Genomic DNA, 20,108 nt, shown 5'->3' with positions numbered 1-20,108 from the left:
ACCCGGCAATCGCCTACGCCTGGCGCCGCGCCAGCCTCCTCAAAAATCCAGCGGTTTCCACTTCGTCCTCATCAAGCCCCTCGATCCCTGCCAATCGCCCCGAACGGCGAAGTTCCCCCTTTTGCCAGGCCTCGGGAACCGCAGGGTGGATGTAGCTCCGCCGGCAAACGGCCCTGGTATTGCCCAGCTTGGCCGCGACCTGGTCGATGACGGCATTGATGGTGCGGGCCTGGGCCGTCTTGGTCTCGGGCAGTTCGGTGGAAGCAAAGAGCCCAAACGCGCGCACGCTGGCCGCCCAGGTGCGAAATGTCTTCGAGGTGAAGCCTGGCCCGGCAAAGGCGGCGATGTAGTCGTTCACATCGCGCGAGGAGATGGCGCAGCGCCCCGCATCGCTTTCATACTGAAACAGATGCTGCCCCGGCATGTCCTGCAGGCTTCTGAGCAGTTTGGCGATCCGCCGATCCGTCAGTTGCAGCCGCCATTCCTTGCCAGACTTGCCCTTGAAGTTGAGCCGCAGCGTTGAACCGGTGATTTCGACATGGCGATTGCGCAGCGTCGTCAGACCAAAGCTCTTGTTCTGGCGGGCATAGGCGGGATTGCCGACACGGATCAGGCTATTGTCGAGCAGCCAGACCACCGAGGCGACGACACGCTCATAGCCGAGCGAGCGGCGGCGCAGATCGCTTTCCACCTGCTGGCGCAACGCCGGCAATGCCTTCGCGAAGTCGGTCAGCGTATGAAACTTGGTCGTGCTGCGATGCTCGGTCCAGTCCGCATGATAGCGATACTGTTTGCGGCCCTTCTCATCGCGTCCAGTGGCCTGGATGTGGCCGCCCGCATCCTTGCAGATCCAGACGCCTGCCCAGGCGGGGGGGAATGACGAGCGCACGGATGCGGGCAAGTTCGTGTCTGCTCGGGCGGTTGCCTTTCTCGTCGACATACGAAAAGCCGGTACCGCGCCTTTGCCGTCGCCAGCCTGTCTCCTCGTCCGAGGAAAAGGCCAGGGCAGGGCCCATCTCGTCGGCCCGCATCCGGTCCAGAACCTGTCGTGCAACGCGCATCTTTACGTGCTCCTCCGCACCCCGAATGAACGGGGCCGGCAAAGCGTTCCCGATGCGCGCAAAGGTGAAGGGCCGGAACGCGCCGCCGCAAGCGGCGTTGACTCGGCGAAAAAACCGGGACGACCTAATGCGCAGGGACTTTCATCGTTCTGCGTGACGACAAACCCGACCAGGGAGGTCCAGATGGAAACGCCAGTCGGCCTTGATGACGGTGAGGAGGTCGCCGAGCGCCTCGGCGTGCGGCTGACATCGCCCGATCGGGTCGTCTTTCCGGAGCAGGGCATCACCAAGGCGCAATTGGTGGCTTACTACGAAGACGTGGCATCGGTCATGCTGCCGCATATCGAAAACAGGCCGCTTAGCCTTGTGCGCTGCCCGCAGGGCCCCACCAGGCATTGCTTCTTCCAGAGGCACGATACCGGCGGCTTCCCGCCGCAAATGCTCTCCAGGACGATCGCTGAAAAGGATGGCGACAAGCAGGACTATTTCTACATTACCGAACTGGCCGGCCTGATTGCGGGCACGCAGATGAATGCGCTCGAATGGCACATCTGGGGCTCGCGTTTCCCTGATATCGAAAAGCCCGACCGGCTGGTCTTTGACATCGATCCCGATGAAGGGCTCGATTTCTCCGCCATCACCAGCGCCGCGACCGATATTCGCGACCGTTTGGAAGCGCTGGATCTCAAGAGCTATCCTCTTGTCTCAGGCGGCAAGGGCATCCACGTGGTTGTGCCGCTCAAGCCGGAGAGGGAATGGCCCGACGCCAAGGCATTCTGCCGCGCTTTCGTGCAGAATATGGCCGAGGCTGAGCCGGATCGCTTCACGGCCAACCTCTCCAAGGCGCAGCGCAAGGGCAGGGTGTTCCTCGATTATCTGCGCAACGAACGCGGCTCCACCGCCATCTGCCCCTGGTCCGTGCGGTCACGCCAGGGCGCGCCGGTGGCTGTGCCGGTGAGCTGGGGCGAAGTGCCGAAACTCAAGCAAGCCAACGGCTTTTCGCTCAAGGCCGCCGCAGCCCGCGCCAAGGACAAGGACGTCTGGGCCGACTATTTCAAGCAAAGGCAGGTGCTGACCGCCAAGATGCTCAAGGCGGTCGCCGCAGAAGACACCTAAAGCGTCGCCAGTTCCCTATTGGCGAGGCGTCGGCCATAGGCCTGCCTGATCGCCACCTTTTCCTCCAGTGCCGTAATGACCGTCTCGGCAAAGTTGGTGTCGTACATCTGGGAGAGATTGTTGAGCCCGCCCGGGGTGAAGACGTTGATCTCCAGCACTTTCTCCCCGACGATATCGAGCCCCACCAGAAACATGCCGTCCTGAATGAGTTTTGGCCGCACCGTCTCGGCGATGGCGAGCATGGTGTCGGTGACTTCGACCGGCGCCGGTCCGCCCCCGACATGCACGTTCGACCGAATTTCGCCCTTGGCCGGCACACGACGGAAAGCGGCATATTTGCCATCGCGCATCAGCGGCCGGCCGTTCATCATGAAGAACCGCACATCCCCCTCTGTCGCCTCCGGCATATAGGCCTGCGCGATGAGATAACCCTCGCCGCTCACGGCCTCGAAAATCTGGTTGAGATTGGCGTCCTTGGGTGAGGCGACCTTGAAGACGTTCTTGCCCCCCGATCCCTGCAATGGCTTGACGATCGCGCCCTTCTTCTGGCCATCGATGAAATCGCGGATCTCCTTGATATTCTTGGAGATCAGCGTCGTGGGGCGGACCGAGGCCGGAAAGTCCTGGAAGTAGAGCTTGTTCTGTGCCTGGGCCAATCCGTCGGGGTCGTTGACCACCAGCGTGCCGCGCTGCGCTGCCATTCGCCCGAAGATCACCCCGATATTGGCGGCCCATGGGCGATCGTTCGCATCGAGGGACGGATCGTTGCGCAGGAACAGCACATCGATCTCGCCGATGTCGAACATGCGCGTCTCGGCCTTGTCGCCGACGAGGTCCTTGTGCAGCGTTTCCGTCTTCTTGTAGCTCGACACCGGCAGCGTCCTGCCCCAGACCGAAAGGCTGTCATCGGCCCGCAGCACGAAGTCGGACGGGGTGACGTAGCAGATCTCGTGCCCGCGGCCGAGCGCGGCAAGCGCCAGCGCGGTCGTCGAAAAATTCGGCGTTTCATCTTCAATGGAGTTGACGAAAAAGGCGACGCGCATGCCCGGCTCCTAGGCTTGAATGAGGTCAATGGGGGTAAGGCCGGCACGAAGCCGGTCAAGGCGCGCATCGGCGCCCTTGATGGAAAGAAATTGCGGTTCGATCCGGGCGGGCTTAAGCAGCCCGCGCGTGCTCAATTCCTGCATGACGGCAAAGTGGTCGGCGGCGATCTTGCCCAGCCAGAACGGCTCCAGCGAGCCGCCAGCCTGAAGATGCGCCAGGATTTCGAGCAGCCCGCGCAGATAGATGGCGTCCTTGGCGAGGCCTCCGCCGCGATAGACCCGCAGCGAGGCGCTGAAAGCGCTGGTGTCGGAAAAACCATGCTCCTTGCTCAGCAGGCGGAATGTTTCGACGAAGCTGGCGCCGTCCAGCATGGCGGCCACCGCGAGCACACGTCCTGCCAGCAATCGCAGGCGCGCGACATTCATGCCACCCGCCAGGAATTCGGCCAGAACAGCCAGCCCTTCCTGCGTCCCCTCATAGCCGGCGAGGCCAGAGCGAAAGAGTCTGAGGCCATGACCTGACCCGTTGAAATAGGTGAGCAGGTGCACACCCACTTCATGGCTGAGCAGCGCCTCGACGCGATCCCGGGCCACTCTGGTATTGCGCGAGATCAGCAATCTACCATTGGAGACCATCAAGCCTGCCGGCAGGTCGTCGCGAATATCGATTTCTGCCGCAAAGCCGCTGGCCTTCCCGGAATAGCGGGCGATCATGGCTTGCGCCCGCTTTTCCACGAAGCGGTAATCGACGTTCTCGGCCTCGTTCCTGCCGGCCTTGCGCGCCGTGGCCGCAAGAATGTCATCAGCCATCTGCATCAGCCGGGGTTCAACCGACTGATAAAGTGCTCGTCCCAACTCCTTGAACTGTCTGTTATCGCGCAGCGACAACATGGAGAGTTGCAGGTCCAGTTCCTGCTGCTTCTCCCGGTAGAGCCGGGACAGCACGGGATCCTCGAAATGATCGAGCCCGATGGCGAAAAGTGCCTTCTTGGTCGCAGCCACCTCGAAGGTGAGCGGACGATAGAGAAAATGCGGCGCCCGCTCGAAACCGGCTGCGCTGAATTCGGCCCATGCCGCCTCGGCATTGATCGGCGTAACCGCCAGCAGAAAATCAAAGCTTCCGGCTATGTCGTCGATGGCCCGGTCGGCGCGACCGACCGCATCGATGAAGACGCGCCGGCCCAGGGCCCGGTGAGTGGTGATCGAAATGCCGGTCCCGGCGCGCGCAAACTCGGCCGCGCCCCGCAGGGTTGCATCGACGATATTGGCCGCCAGCCGGTCGCGCAGTTCAGGATAGATGTTCTTTGACTGCGGCGCCCTGTAGATCGGCGCAAAGCGGATGGTCAGCACTCCAAATCGCGTGACCCTTCGCGCAAGCCCCGCGGCCCTGTCTTCGGCCGCCGCCATTCGCTCGATCCGCGGCGAGCGATAGCGGGAATCGACCTTTTGCATGGCGCTGGCAAAGGAGGCCGCCGCGGCCTGTGCCGCCTGGTCCGGCGTATTGGAAACGCTCACCGCGAAGGGCGCCAGATAGGGCGCATCGGCCGCCAGCCGGTCTTCCGCCATTTCCCCAATGTCGATGACCAGAAAGCCGCCAAAACGCTTCTGCATCGCCTTGCCCACAACCGACAGCACCGCAATGGCATCCGTGGCATTCCGAACCAGAAGATAGGCGGCATTCGCCGTCACCGCCTCGCGCGCCGCCGGCTGCGCCTGTCGCCCGATACACACGGCAATGAACGGCATCGGCCGGTCGACATAAAGCCGCCCACGTCCATTGAGATCGAGGCGAATGGGATCCTCGCGCTCAAGGCATTCTTCGAGCTGGGCAATGTCGAGCAGGTCGTTCTTTCCGGTCATCTCCTTGCGTCCAGAGCCGCTTCGAGCACGGGGAGGGAAGACCGGATCGCCTCCCGCAAATCGGCTATGGCAGCCTCATCCGGCTCGCCCGTCCATTCGTCCATGAAGATCTTCTTGAACTCCACGGCAATGGCGCAGCCCGTTTGCGGAAAATGCTCATGCACGAAGCGGGTCTGCTCTCCCTTGCCGGCAAAGGCGACGTTCTCGCGCACGTCGAGCGAGCGGCCGCCCAGCTTGTGCTGGCGAAGACGATCAATGAACGGGTCGAGCACATGCGCCCAACGCGCCCTGTCCATCGACGACGTGCCGATATTGATGTCTGGCGCCTCGTCCTGCGAGGTCGCAAGCGCCGCCGCGCCGGCCCGACGATGATTGTAGCTGTGCATGTCGAGCAATACGAAGCCGCCGTGTTCGGCCTCGATGTCGGAGAGGATATGGCGCAGCGTGGAATAATAGCTCGCATGCTGCCGCATCAGCGCTTCCACATCCTGCGCCTCCGGCTGATCCCGCCAGACCCTAAGGCCCCAGGACTGATCGGGATGCAGATAGATCGCGCCATCTGGTGCCCGATTGAGATCAAGCTCAAACCGCGACCGGTGCACGACCATGCGGTTCGCCATATCGGCGATGAACTGGGCGGTAAAAGGGTCTTCCTCGCGCAACCGGCCCGCTTCATCGAGAGCCATCCTGGCCTCAAGATGTGGCCAGATCAGATGGCCATCGTGAATGGCGGTGCCAATAAGAGGCGACCGGCCCCGGTGGATCGACCAAAGGGAAGACGGGTCTTTGGGTAGAGAAGTGACGCTTGGCTCCATGGGCACGAAAACGTGTCGGCCCGCCAGGAGGTTCCGTGTGGATACTAGGGCTTGGGTGCGAAGAGGCGATCTCGCGATCCGGCGAGGTGATCCCGCATCAGCTTGCGCGCGGTTTCCACGTCCCCCGCACTGATGGCGTCAAAGACCGCCGTATGCTCGGTCAACACATGCCCCAGACCATCATTCGTGCGCCGCAGCGATAGCCCATGGAGACGCATGCCCACGGCAATATGCTCTTCCAGCGCCTGCATGGCCGTGACGAAATAGGGATTGGCGGAAGCCTGGGCGATGCTGAGGTGGAACATGAAATCGGCATCGGCGCGGTGCGCCTGCCGGTTGGTGGCATCACGCAGGAGGTTGAGCGCAGTCTTGATCTTCTGCAGGGCTTCGGGCGAGCGGCGTTGCGCCGCCATCGCAGCCGCTTCCGGCTCGATAGTCAGGCGGAAATCATAGCAGTGCTGCAGGTCCGACAGGTTCTCCATCTGGCCAAAGCCAAGTGGCTCGCGAATGCCCTGTTCACGCACGAAACTGCCCGCACCGCGGCGCGAATAAATCATGCCCTGGTCGCGCAGGCGCTGCAGTGCATCGCGGATCACCGGGCGCGAAACCTGGAACTCCGCGGCCAGCGCATGTTCGGTCGGCAGGCGTTCATCCACCGCATAGGCGCCCGATTTGATGGAGCGCTGGATGCGGTCGAAAACCGTATCAGCAAGATTGCGCCGCCCGGTGAGACTATCCGACATGGCTGTGCACGAGGCTCCCGACGCTGAGATATGGGGCGAATAGGGTGGACAAGGTGTCCGGATCGCCAAACCCGCCCGATTTGGTGACGACAGTCAAGCCTCCCGCCCGGGCAATGGGCAGGCCGGGCAGGGCTTCTCCCAAGAGTTCGAGCACGGCAATGCCAAGTTGCTCGAGAATAACCTGCGCCGTGGCGCCGCCCGAAAGGACCAGCAGCGAGCCAGGGGGCGGGGAGAGGCTCGCAAGGGTCTTGCCGAGAGCGGCAGCCACCGTCTTGCCATCGGCCGGGGATGAGCCGGGCACTGCCTGAATAATGGTCAGTCTTGCTGGGGCAGCGGCTGCGGTGCCTTGCCCGTTCGGCGCCGGAACATAGGCGATTTCCGCGCCGCCAGCGCGCAAGCGGTCGAGCTGTGCCAGCGTAATCGGATCGGTAGAGCCAATGACGCAATAGGCACGACCTTCGGGCCAGGAAATATCGGCCTCGCCGGCATCGGGCGCCATGGCTTTGGCCATCGCCTCGGCAAGACCACGCGCGCCGATTGGCAGGTCAAATCCCTTTTGCAGCGCCCTTTCGATATCAGCCTGATCGGCGATATCGGGCACGATAGCCTTTGCAGCATGCCGCCCAAGCCGTTCGGCGACCTCGATAGGCTCCGCGACGCCAAAACCGCCGATCCGGCCATTCTTCATCCAGCGCCCAAAAGCGGGGATGGCCGGCACGACAAGGCTTTGTTTGTGCGGGATCGCATCAAGCTCGGCTTCAATATTGCCCTTGAGCCGCGAGTCCACCTTCTTGAACAGCGCCGTTCCAGCCGGCAGCGCAGCCAGTGCCGTGCGGACTGCTGCCGTAGCGCCTTCAGCCGAAATTTCTCGGCTATCGGTCGAAACACCGACGACACGCGCGCCGGTCGCAATGGCCCGCGGCAAGGCTGCCGGGTTGAGCGCCACAGCCGTCGAAATGCCGCGCATCGCAAAGGGCGCCGCTGCGTCCAATGCCCCGGTCAGATCGTCGGCGATGATCGCCCGTTCAAGCATGGCTAAGAACTGCCCGCCTTTGTGCCTGCACGTCCGGATCGGGATCGAGATTGGCGGCCAGCAAGCGCTGCGTATAGGGATGCTGCGGCGCCTCAAAAATCTGCGCCGTCGGCCCGCGCTCAACGATCTCGCCCGATTTCATGACGATGACCGTATCGGCAAAATCGCGCACCACGCCAAGATCATGCGCGATGAACAGAAACGAGATGCCCAGCCGCTGCCGCAGACCATCGAGCAGGGCAATCACCTGCGCCTGAATGGAAACGTCGAGCGCCGAAACAGCCTCGTCGCAGATGATCAGTTCCGGCTCAAGCGCGAGTGCTCGCGCAATAGCGATACGCTGGCGCTGCCCGCCGGAAAACTGGTGGGGATAGCGGTCCACATGTTCGGCCGAGAGGCCAACCTGCTCAAGCAGCTCGATCACCCGCGCCCGGCGCTTGCTGCGGTCGGGCATCAGCTTGTGAATATCCCAGCCTTCGGCGATCAGCGAAAAGACCGACATACGCGGATTGAGCGACTGGGTCGGATCCTGAAAAACCATCTGGATCTGCCGGCGCACGCCGAGCAGTTCGCTCCGCCCCATGCTGATCAGGTCGCGTCCCTTCCAGAACGCCTCGCCGCTATCCGCCTCTTCAAGCCGGAGCAGTGTGCGCGCCAGCGTCGATTTCCCCGAGCCGCTTTCGCCCACAACCGCAAGGCTCTGCCCACGCGCCAGCGTTAGGGACACATCCTTGAGCGCATGGAATTTGCCATAGGTCTTGCACAGCTTCTTCGCATCGAGCAGCAGCGGCGCGGCCTCGTCGAGCAGCTTGATTTCCCCCTTGCCGGGCGCTGCATCGATCAGCTTCTTCGTATAGGGATGCTTGGGGCTGTGATAGACGTCGCGAACCGAGCCTTCCTCGACGATCTCGCCCTTGTTCATCACCACGACCCGGTCGGCAATCTCGGCGACAACGCCGAGATCGTGAGTAATCAGCACCAGCGCCATGCCGGTCTCGGCCTGCAATTCCTTGAGCAGCGCCAGCACTTCGGCCTGAATGGTCACGTCGAGCGCGGTAGTCGGTTCGTCGGCAATCAGGATGTCGGGTTTCAGCATCAGCGCCATGGCGATCATCAACCGCTGGCGCTGGCCGCCGGAAAACTGATGCGGATATTTGTGCATGGCCTTTTCAGGTTCAGGAATGCCGACCCGGATGATCAGCTCCATGGCCCGAGCCCGCGCCATATCGGCGGGGCGGCCATGTGCCGTCATCATCTCGATGATCTGCCAGCCAACCGTATAGACGGGATTGAGATGGCCCAGCGGGTCCTGGAAGATCATGGCAATCTTCTTGCCATTGAGGGCCCGGTGCTTCTCGTAGGAGACCTTGAGGAGGTCCTCACCCTCATAGAATATTTCGCCCGAGACGATTTCTGCCGGCGGAATATCGAGCAGGTTCATCACCGCATTGGCCGAGACCGACTTGCCCGAACCGCTTTCGCCCAGGATGGCCAGCGTTTCGCCGCGCCCAATGGCCCAGCTCACATTCTTCACCGCATTGACGGTGCCGCGGGCGGTATGAAAATCGACCGAGAGATTACGAACACTTAGCAGGGGCTCAGACATTCTTGGTCTTCCTTGCTTCCAGGCGCCAGCGCTGGGCGGGGTCGAGCGCAATGCGCATCCAGTTCGAGAGCAGGTTCAGCGACAGGGCGGTGATGACAATCATCAGGCCCGGCCAGAAGGCCAGCCACCAGGCGGTGTTGAGATATGGACGACCCTGCGCAACCATAAGGCCCCAGGTAATGTCAGGCGGCTGCACGCCGATCCCGAGGAAGGACAGCGAGCTTTCCGCCAGCATGACAAACGCGAAATCGAGCGTCGCAATGGTCACCAGCGTCGGCGCCACCACCGGCAGGATGTGCCGCAGGATAATGCGGGCATGGCTCGCCCCCATCACCGTCGCCGCCTGCACAAACATGCGCTCGCGCACTTCCAGAACTTCGGCGCGGGTCGTGCGCAGATAGATCGGAATGCGGGTGATGGCGAGAACGAGGATCATGTTGGGGATCGACGGCCCCAGCACATAGAGCACCACAACCGCGATCAGCAGCGAGGGGAAGGACATGATCACGTCAGCCAGGCGCATGATCACCTGCGACGTCGTCTTGCCCATATAGCCGGCCACGAGGCCAAGCCCGGCGCCCACGATGAGTGCTGCGAGCACCGTGCCGGCCGCGATCAGCATGGTCGAGTGCGCCGCAACGACGAGACGTGCCAGCATCGGGCGGCCGAGAGAGTCGCCGCCGAGGACAAAGGCCCATCCACGCTCAAAACTGAAGGGCGGGAAATTGCGGCCGCGCAGGTTCTGGTCCGAAGCAAGCTCGCCAAGCAGGGCAGGGCCCAGCGCCGCAAACAACACGATGACGATCAGCACCACGGCCGAGGTAAAGGCCAGCTTGTCCCGCCACAGCATGGAGAGAAGAGACGGGCCGCGCACATTGTCTTGCGCGCTGGATTTGGCGAGCGACAGGTCTGCCATCATCGCCTCCTAGTTTCGAATTCGCGGATCGAGCAGGCCATAGGCGATGTCGATCAGGATGTTCATGATGAAGATGGCGACGGCCGTGACCATGATGGCCGCCAGCACCACGTTGAAGTCGCGCTGCAGGATCGAGTCGATCATCAGCTTGCCGACGCCGGGGAAACCGAAAATGGTCTCGACGATGACAGCGCCATTGAGGAGGGCCGCAGCCTGGTCGCCGATAACAGTGATCACCGGCAACATGCCATTGCGCAGCGTATGCACGAAGATCAGCGGCAGGTTCTTTACGCCCTTGGCCCGGGCCGTCTTCACATAGGGCGCGCCCAGCGCCGAGATCATCGACCCGCGCACCACCTGCACCACCAGCCCAAAGGGCCGAATGAACAGCACGGCAATCGGCAGCACCCAGTGCAACGGCGTACCGACACCGGAAGTGGGCACCCAGCCAAGACCAATGGAGAAGATAACGATCGCAACAATGGCGATCCAGAAATCGGGGGCCGAAGCACCGATCAGCGAGATGATCGACACCAGCCGATCAAAGAACCCGCCGACATTGAAGGCCGCGAGCGAGCCCAGAATGATGGCCGAGGTGACAACGAGGCCCATGGTGATCAGCGCCAGCGGCAGCGTCCAGGCATAGGCTTCTAGCACGACATCGATGGCCGGCCGCGCCTTGCGCAGGCTTTCGCCAAAATCGAGCTGCAGGAGGTCCAAGACATAGCGGGCAAACTGCTCGATGAGCGGCAGATCGAGCCCGTGCAGGGTGCGGAACTGCTGCTTCATTTCTTCGGTGGCGTCGATGGGCAGGAAGAGAACTGCCGGGTCGCCGGTCAAGCGCGAGAGGAAGAACACCAGGATCATCAATCCGAGGAGGGAGAGGAGGCTGGCGATCGCTCGCTGTCCGATCATTTTGGTCATGCCGGTCACCCGAAAAATGCTTGGAATGATGAAGTGCCGGAGAGACCCCGGCACTTCCGAGTTTGGACCCTGAACAGGTCTTACTTGAAGCCGATTTCGCTCAGCTGCAGCTGCTGGTTGGTCGCGATGGTCGGCGTGAAGTCCAGACGTTCGCTGACGCGGCTGAGGCCAACCATGTGGAACAGCAGGACGTCGGCCACGACTTCATCGTGGATATAGGCGAAGAGCTCGGACCAGAGAGCGGCGCGTTCGTCGCCGGTAGCAGCCGAGGCGCGGGCGATCAGGTCGTCGACCTTGGGATCGTTGACGCCAGACTGGGTGCCTTCGCTCGCATACTTGAAGAACATCGAGAAGACCGGATCGCCGCGGCTATTGTCGTGCTGGGCAAGAACCAGACGGGTGCCTTCGCTTTCCGGATAGGGCTTGGAGTAGTACTGCTCGTGCTCGGCGACTTCCACCATGCGCAGCGAGGCGTTGAAGCCCACTTCGGTCAGCATATCGGTCAGCGCTTCAGCCACTTCCGTCACGTTCGGGAAGTTTTCGGTGCGAGCAATGATCTCGATGGGAAGGCTCGTGTCGACACCCTCAGCCTTGGCTTCTTCGAGCCATGCCTTTGCCTGGTCCGGATCGTAGGCCGGCGGGGTCAGGTTTGGGTTCCAGCCGAGCGTGGTCGGCGGCACCATGGCCACGGCCAGTTCGGTGCCTTCCGGCAGAACCGTACCGATAAAGGCTTCGCGGTCGATTGCGGCATTCAGCGCCTTGCGAACGCGGATGTCGGTCGTCGGGGCGTCCTGGCTGTCGATACGCAGATAGACGGTTTCCGAGTTGAGATAGCTGAAGTCGGTCGCCGGGTTATTGGCAACTTCGGCGGTGATCTGTGGCGCGATATCGGCTTCACCAGCTTCCACCATGGCGGCACGAACGGCCGGCTCGGAACGGAACACATAGGTGGCCTTGGTCACGGCCGGGGCTTCACCCCAATAGTCGTCGCGGCGCTCCAGCACGATCTGCTGGCCGGCGGTCCATTCGGTCAGCTTGTAGGGGCCGGTGCCGATCGGGTCACGGACGAATTCCATCGGCGTTTCCGAGGGAACGATGGTCACAAGGCTCATCAGCAGCGGCAGCACCGGCTGGGCCGGTTCGGCCTTGATGTCGATGGTCAGGTCATCGACCACGGTGAAGGTAAGCGCGGTATCGGCGAAGTAGCGCTTGCTCTCGCAGGTGATCTGGTCCGAGAAAACGCGATCGAACGAGTGCTTGACGTCGGCGGCATCAAAAGCCGAGCCATCCGAGAACTTTACGTCCGGACGCAGCTTGAACTGCCAGGTGCCGTCGCCCTTGTCTTCCCAGCTTTCGGCCAGGCGCGAGGTCAGGCCCTTGTCGCCGCGCACGTCGAGTTCGGTCAGCGTTTCGCTGATGTTCTGCAACACGACGCGGCCAATGTTGGAGCGCGTGGCCATACAGGGTTCAACGAGATCGAGCTCTTCGCTCAAAACCACGGTGATGTCGGTGTCAGCCTGCGCCAGGGCAGGTGCAATGGTCGTGGACGCCAGCAGGGCGCCGACCAGAATCGGCTTTAGCAACAATGTAACCTCCCATCGCAGCTAGACGGTGCCATGAGCGGCGCTGCGGATGCGCTCATGCAAATTCCTCCGGGGACGGACAGGGTCCTTCCTTGGGCAGGGACTATTTCCATTCGAGCATTAGTTGTCAAACCAAAAATGATCGAGATTACAAATCTGACCGTTGTGTCGATTTAACGCATTGAAAATACGATATAAAAAATGAACTCGTGTTGTCTGGTGTTGTGAAATTGACCAAACATAAACTTGACAACATGTGTGAAGGTGTGGAGTTTGGCGCAACCAAACGAAGGGGAGAGCTATGTCGCCGGAGGAAATTGCGGCCCGTATGGATGGTCGTTTAGTGGCGGGTGCCGATGGGCGGATCGAGGCTTATTTGCCCTCTCCCATGGTGCAGAATCATGCCGCCTTCATTGAACGTCTGGACGACGGCACGCTCGCCTGCCTCTGGTTCGGCGGCACGCTCGAAGGCAAGTCGGATATTTCCATCTATGCCACGACGCTGAAATCAGGCGCCGAGAGCTGGGGCCCTTCAGTGCGCCTCAGCCATGACCCCGATCGCTCCGAGCAGAACCCGGTTCTCTGGCGCAACGGCCTCGGCCAGTGGCAGCTCTTTCACACGGCCCAGCCTTCGGGCAATCAGGACGAATGCCTCCTGCGCGCCCGCACGATCTCCGTCTCCGATGGCACCCTGTCCGGCGATGAACCGCGCACGATCGACCTGCCGCTCGGCAGCTTCATCCGCGGCCGCTTCATCAAGCGCAACGATGGCGCCTGGATGATGCCGATTTTCCGCTGCATCTCCCGTCCCGGCCAGCGCTGGAATGGCAGCCACGACACCGCCGCGGTGGCGATCAGCCATGACGAAGGCCAGACCTGGACCATGTCCGAGGTTCCCGGTTCGATCGGCTCGGTCCACATGACCATCGTACCGCTCGATGGAGACCATTTCGTCGCCTTCTACCGCCGCCGCCAGTCCGATTTCGTCCATCGCTCGGAAAGCCTCGATGGTGGTCTCACCTGGTCCGCGCCCGCGCCGACAGATGTGCCCAACAACAATTCCTCGATCAACGTCATCCGCCTCGCCGATGGGCGTCTGGCCATGCTCTGCAACCCGACCTCGGCCGCAACCTCGTCCGACCGTCGCGTGTCGCTCTATGATGAAATCGAAGAGGGCGATGATCGCCCTGATGCCTCCGGCGGCTGTGCGCCGATCTGGGGCGTGCCCCGCGCGCCGATGACGCTTTGCGTATCGAGCGACGGCGGCAAGACCTGGCCACTGCGCCGCATCGTCGACGATAGCCCCGGCACCTGCCTTTCCAACAATTCCGTCGACGGGCGGAACAAGGAACTATCCTATCCCTATCTGCTGGAAGGCGAGGACGGCGCATTGCACGTCGCCTACACCTACTTCCGGCGCGCCATCAAATATGTCCGTCTCCCCGTGGGATGGATCGACGGAGAACACTCGTGAGCGACATCATCGGCATTACCATGGGCGACCCGGCTGGCGTCGGCCCCGAGATTTCGGTCAAGGCCGTCGCGGAAATGAGCGCCGACGAACGCGCCCGCACCCGCATCTATGGCAATCGCGAAACCCTCGAGAAAGCCCGCGACGCCGTCGGCGCCACGCTCGATCTCGACGCCGTGGTCGTTGATCTCCCTATTGAAGGCGGTCCACTTCCCTGGGGCAAACTCGATCCGCGCGGTGGCGACGCCGCTTTCCGCTTCATCGAAAAGGCGGTCCGCGATTCCGAAGCCGGCAATATCGGCTGCATCGTCACCGCCCCGATCAACAAGGAAGCGCTGAACCTCGCCGGTCATCACTACGACGGCCACACCGGCATGCTGGCGCATCTGACCGGCCAGAAAACGGCCTGGATGTTGCTCGGCTCCGAACGGCTCAAGGTCATCCACGTCTCGACCCATGTGTCGCTGAAGACCGCCATCGACCGCGCCACGCCCGAACGCATCCTCGCGACCATTCGCACCGGCAACGAGCACCTCAAGCGCATCGGCTACGAAAACCCGCGCATCGCCGTCGCCGGCATCAATCCGCACTGCGGCGAAAGCGGCCTCTTCGGCAACGAGGATGACTTGCAGGTCGTCCCTGCCGTCGCCATGGCCAAGGCAGAAGGCATCAATGTCGTCGGCCCCATCTCGGCCGACACGGTCTATCACCGTGCCTATACCGGCGCCTTCGATCTCGTCGTCGCCCAGTATCACGATCAGGGCCACATCCCGATCAAGCTCGTTGCCTTCGATACCGCCGTCAACGTCTCGCTCGGCCTGCCCATCGACCGCACCTCGGTCGATCACGGCACCGCCTTCGACATTGCCGGCACCGGCAAGGCCAACCACGTCAACATGAAGTCCGCCATCGCCTATGCGCGGCGGCTCGTTTCGGGGAAGAAGTGATGAATCCGGCCACAAAACTCCCTGTCTCCGGCGTCTTCTGCGCCTCCGCGACGCCCGTCCTCGAAGACGGCTCGCCCGATCACGCCACCTTCGCCGCGCACTGCAAGGCGCTCATCGAAGAGGGCTGTGATGGCGTGGCTCTCCTCGGCACCACCGGCGAAGCCAATTCCTTCAGCATCGCCCAGCGCCAGCAACTGCTTGAAAATGTCATCGCCTCGGGCATCGACCCGCAGCGCCTTCTCCCCGGCACCTCGCAGACCAACGTTCCCGACAGCATCACACTCGTAAAGCATGCCGTCGAAGCCGGCGTAAAAGCCTGCGTCGTCCTGCCGCCCTTCTATTACAAGGGTGTCAGCGACGAGGGCCTCTTCCACTTCTACGCCGAACTCATCGAAGGCGTCGGCAGCAATGACCTGCGCGTCATTCTCTACCACATCCCGCCCATCGCCCAGGTCGGCATCTCGCTCGAACTGACCGCGCGCCTGCGCGAGACCTTCCCCGGCACTATCGTCGGCGTGAAGGATTCTTCTGGCAAGATCGAAAGCATGCAGGCCTTCGCCTCGGCCTTCCAGGATTTCTCCGTCCTTGCCGGCGCCGACCCCTTCATGCTGCCGCTGCTGCGCTCGGGCGGGGCAGGGTGCATCACCTCCAGTTCCAATCTCATTGGCAAGCACCTGCGCGTCGTCTTCGACAACTGGTTCGACGACACCCAGAGCGACAAGGTCGATGCCGCCCAGGCCCGCATCAACGCCTGGCGCGACCTCTCCAATGCCTATGTGCAGCTTCCCACCATCAAGGCCATGCTCGCCAAGCGCCGCAACCACGCCGGCTGGACCCGCGTCCGCCCGCCGCTGGTCGACCTGACCCCGGCCGAGCTCGACACCGTCTGGGCCAAGATGGCCGAGCTGGAGGCGCAAGAAAATGTCTGAGAACGTTCTCTCCATGGCGCGGCCGATCACCCTGCTGCAGCCATCGCGTCTCGAAATCGGTGCCGGCGCCGTCTCGCGCCTCGCCGAATGGGCTGATGGTTTTAGCCGCATCTTCGTCGTCGCCATGGCGCCCACCGTCGGCTTCGCTTCGCGCATCGGCCTCAAGGGCACGATCGAAACCTTCGTCGATATCCCGCCCGAGCCCGATCTGCCGGCCTTCGAAACCGTCCTCGCCGCCGCCCGCGCCTTCAAGCCCGATCTCGTGATCGGCCTCGGCGGTGGCTCGGTCATGGACGTCGCCAAGCTCGTCGCCGTTCTCTGGGATAGCGAACAGTCCATTCTCGACGTCGTCGGCGTCAATAAGGTTTCTGGTCGCCGCACCGCGCTCGCCCAGGTGCCCACCACCTCCGGCACAGGTTCCGAAGCGGGCATCCGCTCCCTCGTCACCAATCCCGAAACTCTGGCAAAACTCGCCATCGAAAGCCGGCACATGCTGGCCGATATCGTGGTGCTGGACCCCGAGCTGACCTACTCGGTCCCTGCCGCTGTCACCGCCGCGACCGGCATCGACGCATTGGCGCATTGCGTTGAATCCTTCACCAACATCAAGTCGCACCCGCTGATCGACGGCTACGCCACCCTCGGCATCGAGCTGGTAGGAAAATACCTCGCCCGCGCCGTCGCCAACGGTTCCGACACCGAAGCCCGAGCCGGCATGATGCTCGCCTCCTACTATGGCGGCATCTGCCTCGGCCCGGTGAACACCGCCGGCGGCCATGCTCTGGCCTATCCCCTCGGCACCCGCCTGAAACTCCCGCATGGCCTCGCCAATGCGATCGTCTTTCCGCACGTCCTCGCCTTCAACACGACGACCCGGCCTGAAAAGACTGCGGCTGTTCTCGCCGCCCTCGGCCTTCCCGCCCATGCCGACGAACGCATCGTCCTCGCCAGCGCGCTCAATTGGTGTCGGGATCTCGGAGTTGAAATGCAGCTCTCGCGCCACGGCGCCAAAGCGGAAGATTTCCCGATCTGGGCCGAAGAGGCTTTCGCCATCAAGCGCCTGATCGACAACAACCCCCGTACTCTGGGCCTGTCGGATATTCTCGCGATCTACCAGAACGCCTATTGAAGGTGGCGGCTCGTGCCGCCACCCCCACTTTACTTGAGGCTACCAAAGAAGGCCGCAACCTCCGCGGCCCACACCTGCGGCACTTCCAGCGCCGCGAAATGGCCGCCGCTGTCGAGTTCATTCCAGCGCACGATGGTATTGCCGTCTTCGGAAAAGCGCCGTATCGCCACTTCATCCCGCCCAAACACCGCAACCCCGGTCGGCACGCCCGAATTAGGCTTCGGATTCCAGGCCTCGGGATCATGCGCATTGTCGTAGTAGAGCCGGATCGACGACGCCGCGGTGCCCGTGAACCAGTAGACCAGCACATTGGTCAGGAACTGGTCCCGGGCAATCGCATCGGGGCTGTCGCCAAAACCCGCGAACATATCGCCCAGCCAGGCAATGAGCCCCGCCGGCGAGTCCGAAATCCCGTAAGCCACGGTCTGCGGCCGGCTCGATTGCAGCGCGTTGAACCCAAAGCGCTCCGCCACGAACTGCTGCAACCGCTGCAGCCTCACTTTTTCAGCATCGCTGAACGTAGCGATATCCTCCGGCTCGATCGGCCCCATCGGAATGAACCCCATGGTCGCGGCATTGACATGCACACCGATCACACGATCCGGCGCCGCCCGAGCAATAGCAGGCGCAATCACCGCCCCCGCATCGCCACCCTGCACACCAAAACGCCGGTAACCCAGCCGCGACATCAGCTCGAGCAAAGCCGCAGCGATGCGGCCATCATTCCATCCGGCCTCACGGGTCGGCCCGGAAAAACCAAAACCGGGCAGGGAGGGAATAACCAGATCGAACCCCGCCGCAGTGAGCGGCGCGATAGCGTCCAGAAATTCGACAAACGAGCCCGGCCAGCCATGCAGCAACAAAAGCGGCATCGCATCGGCCGTCCCGGCCTTCACATGCAGAAAGTGGATGGTCTGCCCATCGATCTCGGTGATGAACTGCGGATGCTGGTTGATCACAGTCTCCTGCGCACGCCAATCGAAACCATTGCGCAGGCGGTCGATCATCCCGGTCACAAAGCCGGCGGTAGGCCCGGCACTCCAGCCCGCTCCGGGGGCTTCGCTGGCGAGAATGGTATTGGCCAGCCGCTGCTGCAGGTCGGTCAGCCGGGCTTCCGGAATGGCGATCTTGAAGGGGCGAATATCGGTCATTTGCTGCGTCCTTGCTGGGGTGAAAGTGCATCCTTTCTAGCCAGCGGGCCGTCCGCAGGATTGAAGATTTCCGACAATCTACCGGGTGGCAATTTGCCCAGGCGTGAGTCCCATGATCGCTTTTACCGAGCGGATCATGTGCGGCTGATCCGCATAGCCGAGCGCAAAGGCGACATCGGCGGCCGGGCACCCCTGCTGCAACAGGCCCAGCGCCTTCTGGGCCCGCTCGATCTGCGTAAAGGCCTTGTAGGTGAGCCCGGTCGTCCTCAGAAAATGCCGCTGCATCGTCCGCTCCGACATGGCCATGGGATGGCCGGAAACGACGGACGCGACGAGATTATTGTCCTCGACAATGCCACTGCTGATCAGCTTGGCAACGAACCTGTCCACGGTCTCAAAGGTCGGGATCTCAAGAACGTCACTGCCCAACGAAAAGCGATCACGGCCGATATTGGACAACACGACACCCTCGTCGCGCATCCTTTCGCCCGGCATGAGCGACATAAAACTGCTCGGCTTGAAGGCAATCGACAGGATCTCATCACCCGCCGAAAACTGGTGCGTCACCGCCGACGTCGTCAGGCCGGTCCGCAGCACCGTCGTGCCGGCTGCCGATTTCAGGATCGCAAAATCCCAGCAGCCGTCCGGCTGCATCAACGTGCTGCCATCGCTGTTGAAAGTGGTGTGCGTCACCGCCTGCACCACCGGCGACGACCAGCCATCGAGTTTTACGACAGTATGCATGCCCGCGTTCGCCCGAGTTGCGTTCGGGCAATCTGACCGGGTTTGGCAATTTGTGCAATCAGCAAGCAAAGAGGCCGGGCGCTGGCCCGGCCATCCGTTCTGCTTGATTGAGTTACAGCGTCTCTTTCAGCCACGCTGTGGTCTTGTCGATCACCGGCCGGCCGATCTCGGGCTCATCGCTGAAGACCCCCAGCATGTGATCTGTCCCGGGAATGACCAGCGCCTCGGTCTTGCCCGCCGCAAGGCCCACATATTGTTCAAAATAGCCGCTCGCCGGATCGCTCTCGCCGGCAATGGTCAGGAATGGTCCCGCATAGCCTGCAAACCTATCCGCGAGGTCATGCTGCGCAACGCTATCGAGAAATTCCTGCTTGAGGGAAATCACCCTCCAACCGAGATCGAGGCTCGCAACGCCCTCGGCCTTGGCCTTGTCATAAAAATCCTGGCCGAGGAATTCGTGGAACTCGGCCTGCAGGTCCCCCATCTGGCCCCAAACGACGACCGAAGCGAAATCATCCGGTTCGAGCATGGCAACGGCCGCCCCAAAACTGTAGCCGATGACGCCTATACGGGCAGCGTCCACGCCATCGACCTCGGCAAGATAGCTGCGGGCCGCCGCGGCATCGGCAACCAGCCCTTCAAGCGTCGTGTCGGCCATGTCGCCACTGCTTTCGCCATAGCCGCGGAAGTCGATTCGGAGCGAGGCGATCCCCTCGGCCGCGAGCGCTTCGGCCTGCATGGCAAAGAGGCCGCCAACTTCGTCGCGCGAACTGCCAAAACCGTGCAGCATCACGACCGCCGGGCCATTGGCGCCGTCCTCCGGCACGGCCAGCGTGCCCACTATCCCATTGGGAAGGTCAACAACCGTCTCGGCGCCTTGAGAGGCACCGGCAGCAAGCGCGAAAACGAGCGGAACAACGACGGCCTTGGTGGTGATACGAAGAAACGACATCGACATTCTCCTTGTTGGCATTTCCAGAGGTTGATGCTGTTGTTCTAGCCGCTGGGCACCGCGCCGGATTGAAGAAATCCGACAA

Annotated in this window: 18 protein-coding genes; 5 read left to right on the top strand and 13 right to left on the bottom strand. The window is 62.4% G+C overall.

All coding sequences use genetic code 11. The features are described from left to right. Positions 1–13 precede the first annotated feature (13 nt). On the bottom strand, positions 14–901 hold the full coding sequence (locus tag NVV77_RS01445) for a DNA topoisomerase IB (protein WP_295410003.1): 888 nt from the start codon (positions 899–901) through the stop codon (positions 14–16). Positions 902–1,244: 343 nt separating this feature from the next. On the opposite strand from NVV77_RS01445, the gene ligD reads away from it, so the two are divergent. Then, positions 1,245–2,177, top strand: coding sequence for a non-homologous end-joining DNA ligase (ligD, locus tag NVV77_RS01440; protein ID WP_295410001.1), 933 nt, complete (start codon positions 1,245–1,247; stop codon positions 2,175–2,177). Here ligD and NVV77_RS01435 read toward each other — a convergent pair. The 9 genes from NVV77_RS01435 to NVV77_RS01395 form a co-directional block, all read right to left on the bottom strand. Further along, entirely contained in the window at positions 2,174–3,220 is a 1,047-nt protein-coding gene (locus NVV77_RS01435; protein ID WP_295409998.1) for a glutathione synthetase, read from the bottom strand. The genes ligD and NVV77_RS01435 overlap by 4 nt on opposite strands. A gap of 9 nt (positions 3,221–3,229) precedes the next feature. After that, on the bottom strand, positions 3,230–5,080 hold the full coding sequence (locus NVV77_RS01430; RefSeq protein WP_295409996.1) for a flavohemoglobin expression-modulating QEGLA motif protein: 1,851 nt from the start codon (positions 5,078–5,080) through the stop codon (positions 3,230–3,232). Then, positions 5,077–5,895: an N-formylglutamate amidohydrolase gene (locus tag NVV77_RS01425; RefSeq protein WP_295410590.1), complete on the bottom strand. Its 819-nt coding sequence runs from the start codon at positions 5,893–5,895 to the stop codon at positions 5,077–5,079. The genes NVV77_RS01430 and NVV77_RS01425 overlap by 4 nt, the downstream gene beginning before the upstream one ends. Positions 5,896–5,939: 44 nt before the next feature. After that, positions 5,940–6,638: a FadR/GntR family transcriptional regulator gene (locus NVV77_RS01420; RefSeq protein WP_295409994.1), complete on the bottom strand. Its 699-nt coding sequence runs from the start codon at positions 6,636–6,638 to the stop codon at positions 5,940–5,942. Further along, entirely contained in the window at positions 6,628–7,671 is a 1,044-nt protein-coding gene (locus NVV77_RS01415) for a four-carbon acid sugar kinase family protein (protein WP_295409992.1), read from the bottom strand. The genes NVV77_RS01420 and NVV77_RS01415 overlap by 11 nt, the downstream gene beginning before the upstream one ends. Beyond that, entirely contained in the window at positions 7,664–9,277 is a 1,614-nt protein-coding gene (locus tag NVV77_RS01410) for an ABC transporter ATP-binding protein (RefSeq protein ID WP_295409990.1), read from the bottom strand. Before NVV77_RS01410 ends, NVV77_RS01415 begins: the two co-directional genes overlap by 8 nt. After that, entirely contained in the window at positions 9,270–10,193 is a 924-nt protein-coding gene (locus tag NVV77_RS01405; protein WP_295409988.1) for an ABC transporter permease, read from the bottom strand. The genes NVV77_RS01410 and NVV77_RS01405 overlap by 8 nt, the downstream gene beginning before the upstream one ends. A 9-nt stretch (positions 10,194–10,202) precedes the next feature. Beyond that, positions 10,203–11,117, bottom strand: coding sequence for an ABC transporter permease (locus NVV77_RS01400; RefSeq protein WP_295409986.1), 915 nt, complete (start codon positions 11,115–11,117; stop codon positions 10,203–10,205). An 80-nt stretch (positions 11,118–11,197) separates the two neighbouring features. Then, on the bottom strand, positions 11,198–12,700 hold the full coding sequence (locus tag NVV77_RS01395; protein ID WP_295410589.1) for an ABC transporter substrate-binding protein: 1,503 nt from the start codon (positions 12,698–12,700) through the stop codon (positions 11,198–11,200). Positions 12,701–13,001: 301 nt separating this feature from the next. Between NVV77_RS01395 and NVV77_RS01390 the strand changes: the two genes are divergently transcribed. Genes NVV77_RS01390 through NVV77_RS01375 form a run of 4 tightly spaced genes read left to right on the top strand, consistent with a single transcriptional unit; the run spans position 13,002 to position 17,176 of the window. Next, positions 13,002–14,174, top strand: a complete 1,173-nt coding sequence (locus tag NVV77_RS01390; RefSeq protein ID WP_295409984.1) for an exo-alpha-sialidase — start codon at positions 13,002–13,004, stop codon at positions 14,172–14,174. Next, positions 14,171–15,118 (top strand): 4-hydroxythreonine-4-phosphate dehydrogenase PdxA, encoded by a 948-nt coding sequence (gene pdxA, locus NVV77_RS01385; RefSeq protein ID WP_295409982.1) that lies wholly within the window; start codon positions 14,171–14,173, stop codon positions 15,116–15,118. The genes NVV77_RS01390 and pdxA overlap by 4 nt, the downstream gene beginning before the upstream one ends. Then, on the top strand, positions 15,118–16,047 hold the full coding sequence (locus NVV77_RS01380) for a dihydrodipicolinate synthase family protein (RefSeq protein WP_295409980.1): 930 nt from the start codon (positions 15,118–15,120) through the stop codon (positions 16,045–16,047). The genes pdxA and NVV77_RS01380 overlap by 1 nt, the downstream gene beginning before the upstream one ends. After that, on the top strand, positions 16,040–17,176 hold the full coding sequence (locus NVV77_RS01375; RefSeq protein WP_295409978.1) for an iron-containing alcohol dehydrogenase: 1,137 nt from the start codon (positions 16,040–16,042) through the stop codon (positions 17,174–17,176). The genes NVV77_RS01380 and NVV77_RS01375 overlap by 8 nt, the downstream gene beginning before the upstream one ends. 29 nt (positions 17,177–17,205) lie before the next feature. Here the strand turns inward: NVV77_RS01375 and NVV77_RS01370 are convergent, their stop codons facing one another. The 3 genes from NVV77_RS01370 to NVV77_RS01360 all read right to left on the bottom strand — a co-directional run bounded on the left by NVV77_RS01370 (position 17,206) and on the right by NVV77_RS01360 (position 20,023). Next, positions 17,206–18,327 (bottom strand): epoxide hydrolase family protein, encoded by a 1,122-nt coding sequence (locus NVV77_RS01370; RefSeq protein ID WP_295409975.1) that lies wholly within the window; start codon positions 18,325–18,327, stop codon positions 17,206–17,208. Between the two features lie 78 nt (positions 18,328–18,405). Beyond that, positions 18,406–19,071, bottom strand: coding sequence for a helix-turn-helix domain-containing protein (locus NVV77_RS01365; RefSeq protein ID WP_295409973.1), 666 nt, complete (start codon positions 19,069–19,071; stop codon positions 18,406–18,408). 112 nt (positions 19,072–19,183) lie between these two features. Next, on the bottom strand, positions 19,184–20,023 hold the full coding sequence (locus NVV77_RS01360) for an alpha/beta fold hydrolase (protein ID WP_295409971.1): 840 nt from the start codon (positions 20,021–20,023) through the stop codon (positions 19,184–19,186). Between the last annotated feature and the right edge of the window lie 85 nt (positions 20,024–20,108).

The organism is Devosia sp. (assembly GCF_024707125.1).
Lineage (GTDB): Bacteria > Pseudomonadota > Alphaproteobacteria > Rhizobiales > Devosiaceae > Devosia.
Note: the sequence above shows the minus strand (reverse complement) of the source record. Positions and strands in the feature narration are given on the sequence as shown.

Bases quoted from the DNA above. Each gene is read 5' to 3' on its own strand.
- NVV77_RS01365 (WP_295409973.1), bottom strand. From the start codon at position 19,071: ATGCATACTGTCGTAAAACTCGATGGCTGGTCGTCGCCGGTGGTGCAG.
- NVV77_RS01410 (WP_295409990.1), bottom strand. From the start codon at position 9,277: ATGTCTGAGCCCCTGCTAAGTGTTCGTAATCTCTCGGTCGATTTTCAT.
- NVV77_RS01375 (WP_295409978.1), top strand. From the start codon at position 16,040: ATGTCTGAGAACGTTCTCTCCATGGCGCGGCCGATCACCCTGCTGCAG.
- NVV77_RS01380 (WP_295409980.1), top strand. From the start codon at position 15,118: ATGAATCCGGCCACAAAACTCCCTGTCTCCGGCGTCTTCTGCGCCTCC.
- NVV77_RS01415 (WP_295409992.1), bottom strand. From the start codon at position 7,671: ATGCTTGAACGGGCGATCATCGCCGACGATCTGACCGGGGCATTGGAC.
- NVV77_RS01370 (WP_295409975.1), bottom strand. From the start codon at position 18,327: ATGACCGATATTCGCCCCTTCAAGATCGCCATTCCGGAAGCCCGGCTG.
- NVV77_RS01405 (WP_295409988.1), bottom strand. From the start codon at position 10,193: ATGGCAGACCTGTCGCTCGCCAAATCCAGCGCGCAAGACAATGTGCGC.
- NVV77_RS01420 (WP_295409994.1), bottom strand. From the start codon at position 6,638: ATGTCGGATAGTCTCACCGGGCGGCGCAATCTTGCTGATACGGTTTTC.
- NVV77_RS01430 (WP_295409996.1), bottom strand. From the start codon at position 5,080: ATGACCGGAAAGAACGACCTGCTCGACATTGCCCAGCTCGAAGAATGC.
- NVV77_RS01400 (WP_295409986.1), bottom strand. From the start codon at position 11,117: ATGACCAAAATGATCGGACAGCGAGCGATCGCCAGCCTCCTCTCCCTC.
- NVV77_RS01390 (WP_295409984.1), top strand. From the start codon at position 13,002: ATGTCGCCGGAGGAAATTGCGGCCCGTATGGATGGTCGTTTAGTGGCG.
- NVV77_RS01435 (WP_295409998.1), bottom strand. From the start codon at position 3,220: ATGCGCGTCGCCTTTTTCGTCAACTCCATTGAAGATGAAACGCCGAAT.
- ligD (WP_295410001.1), top strand. From the start codon at position 1,245: ATGGAAACGCCAGTCGGCCTTGATGACGGTGAGGAGGTCGCCGAGCGC.
- NVV77_RS01425 (WP_295410590.1), bottom strand. From the start codon at position 5,895: ATGGAGCCAAGCGTCACTTCTCTACCCAAAGACCCGTCTTCCCTTTGG.
- NVV77_RS01360 (WP_295409971.1), bottom strand. From the start codon at position 20,023: ATGTCGTTTCTTCGTATCACCACCAAGGCCGTCGTTGTTCCGCTCGTT.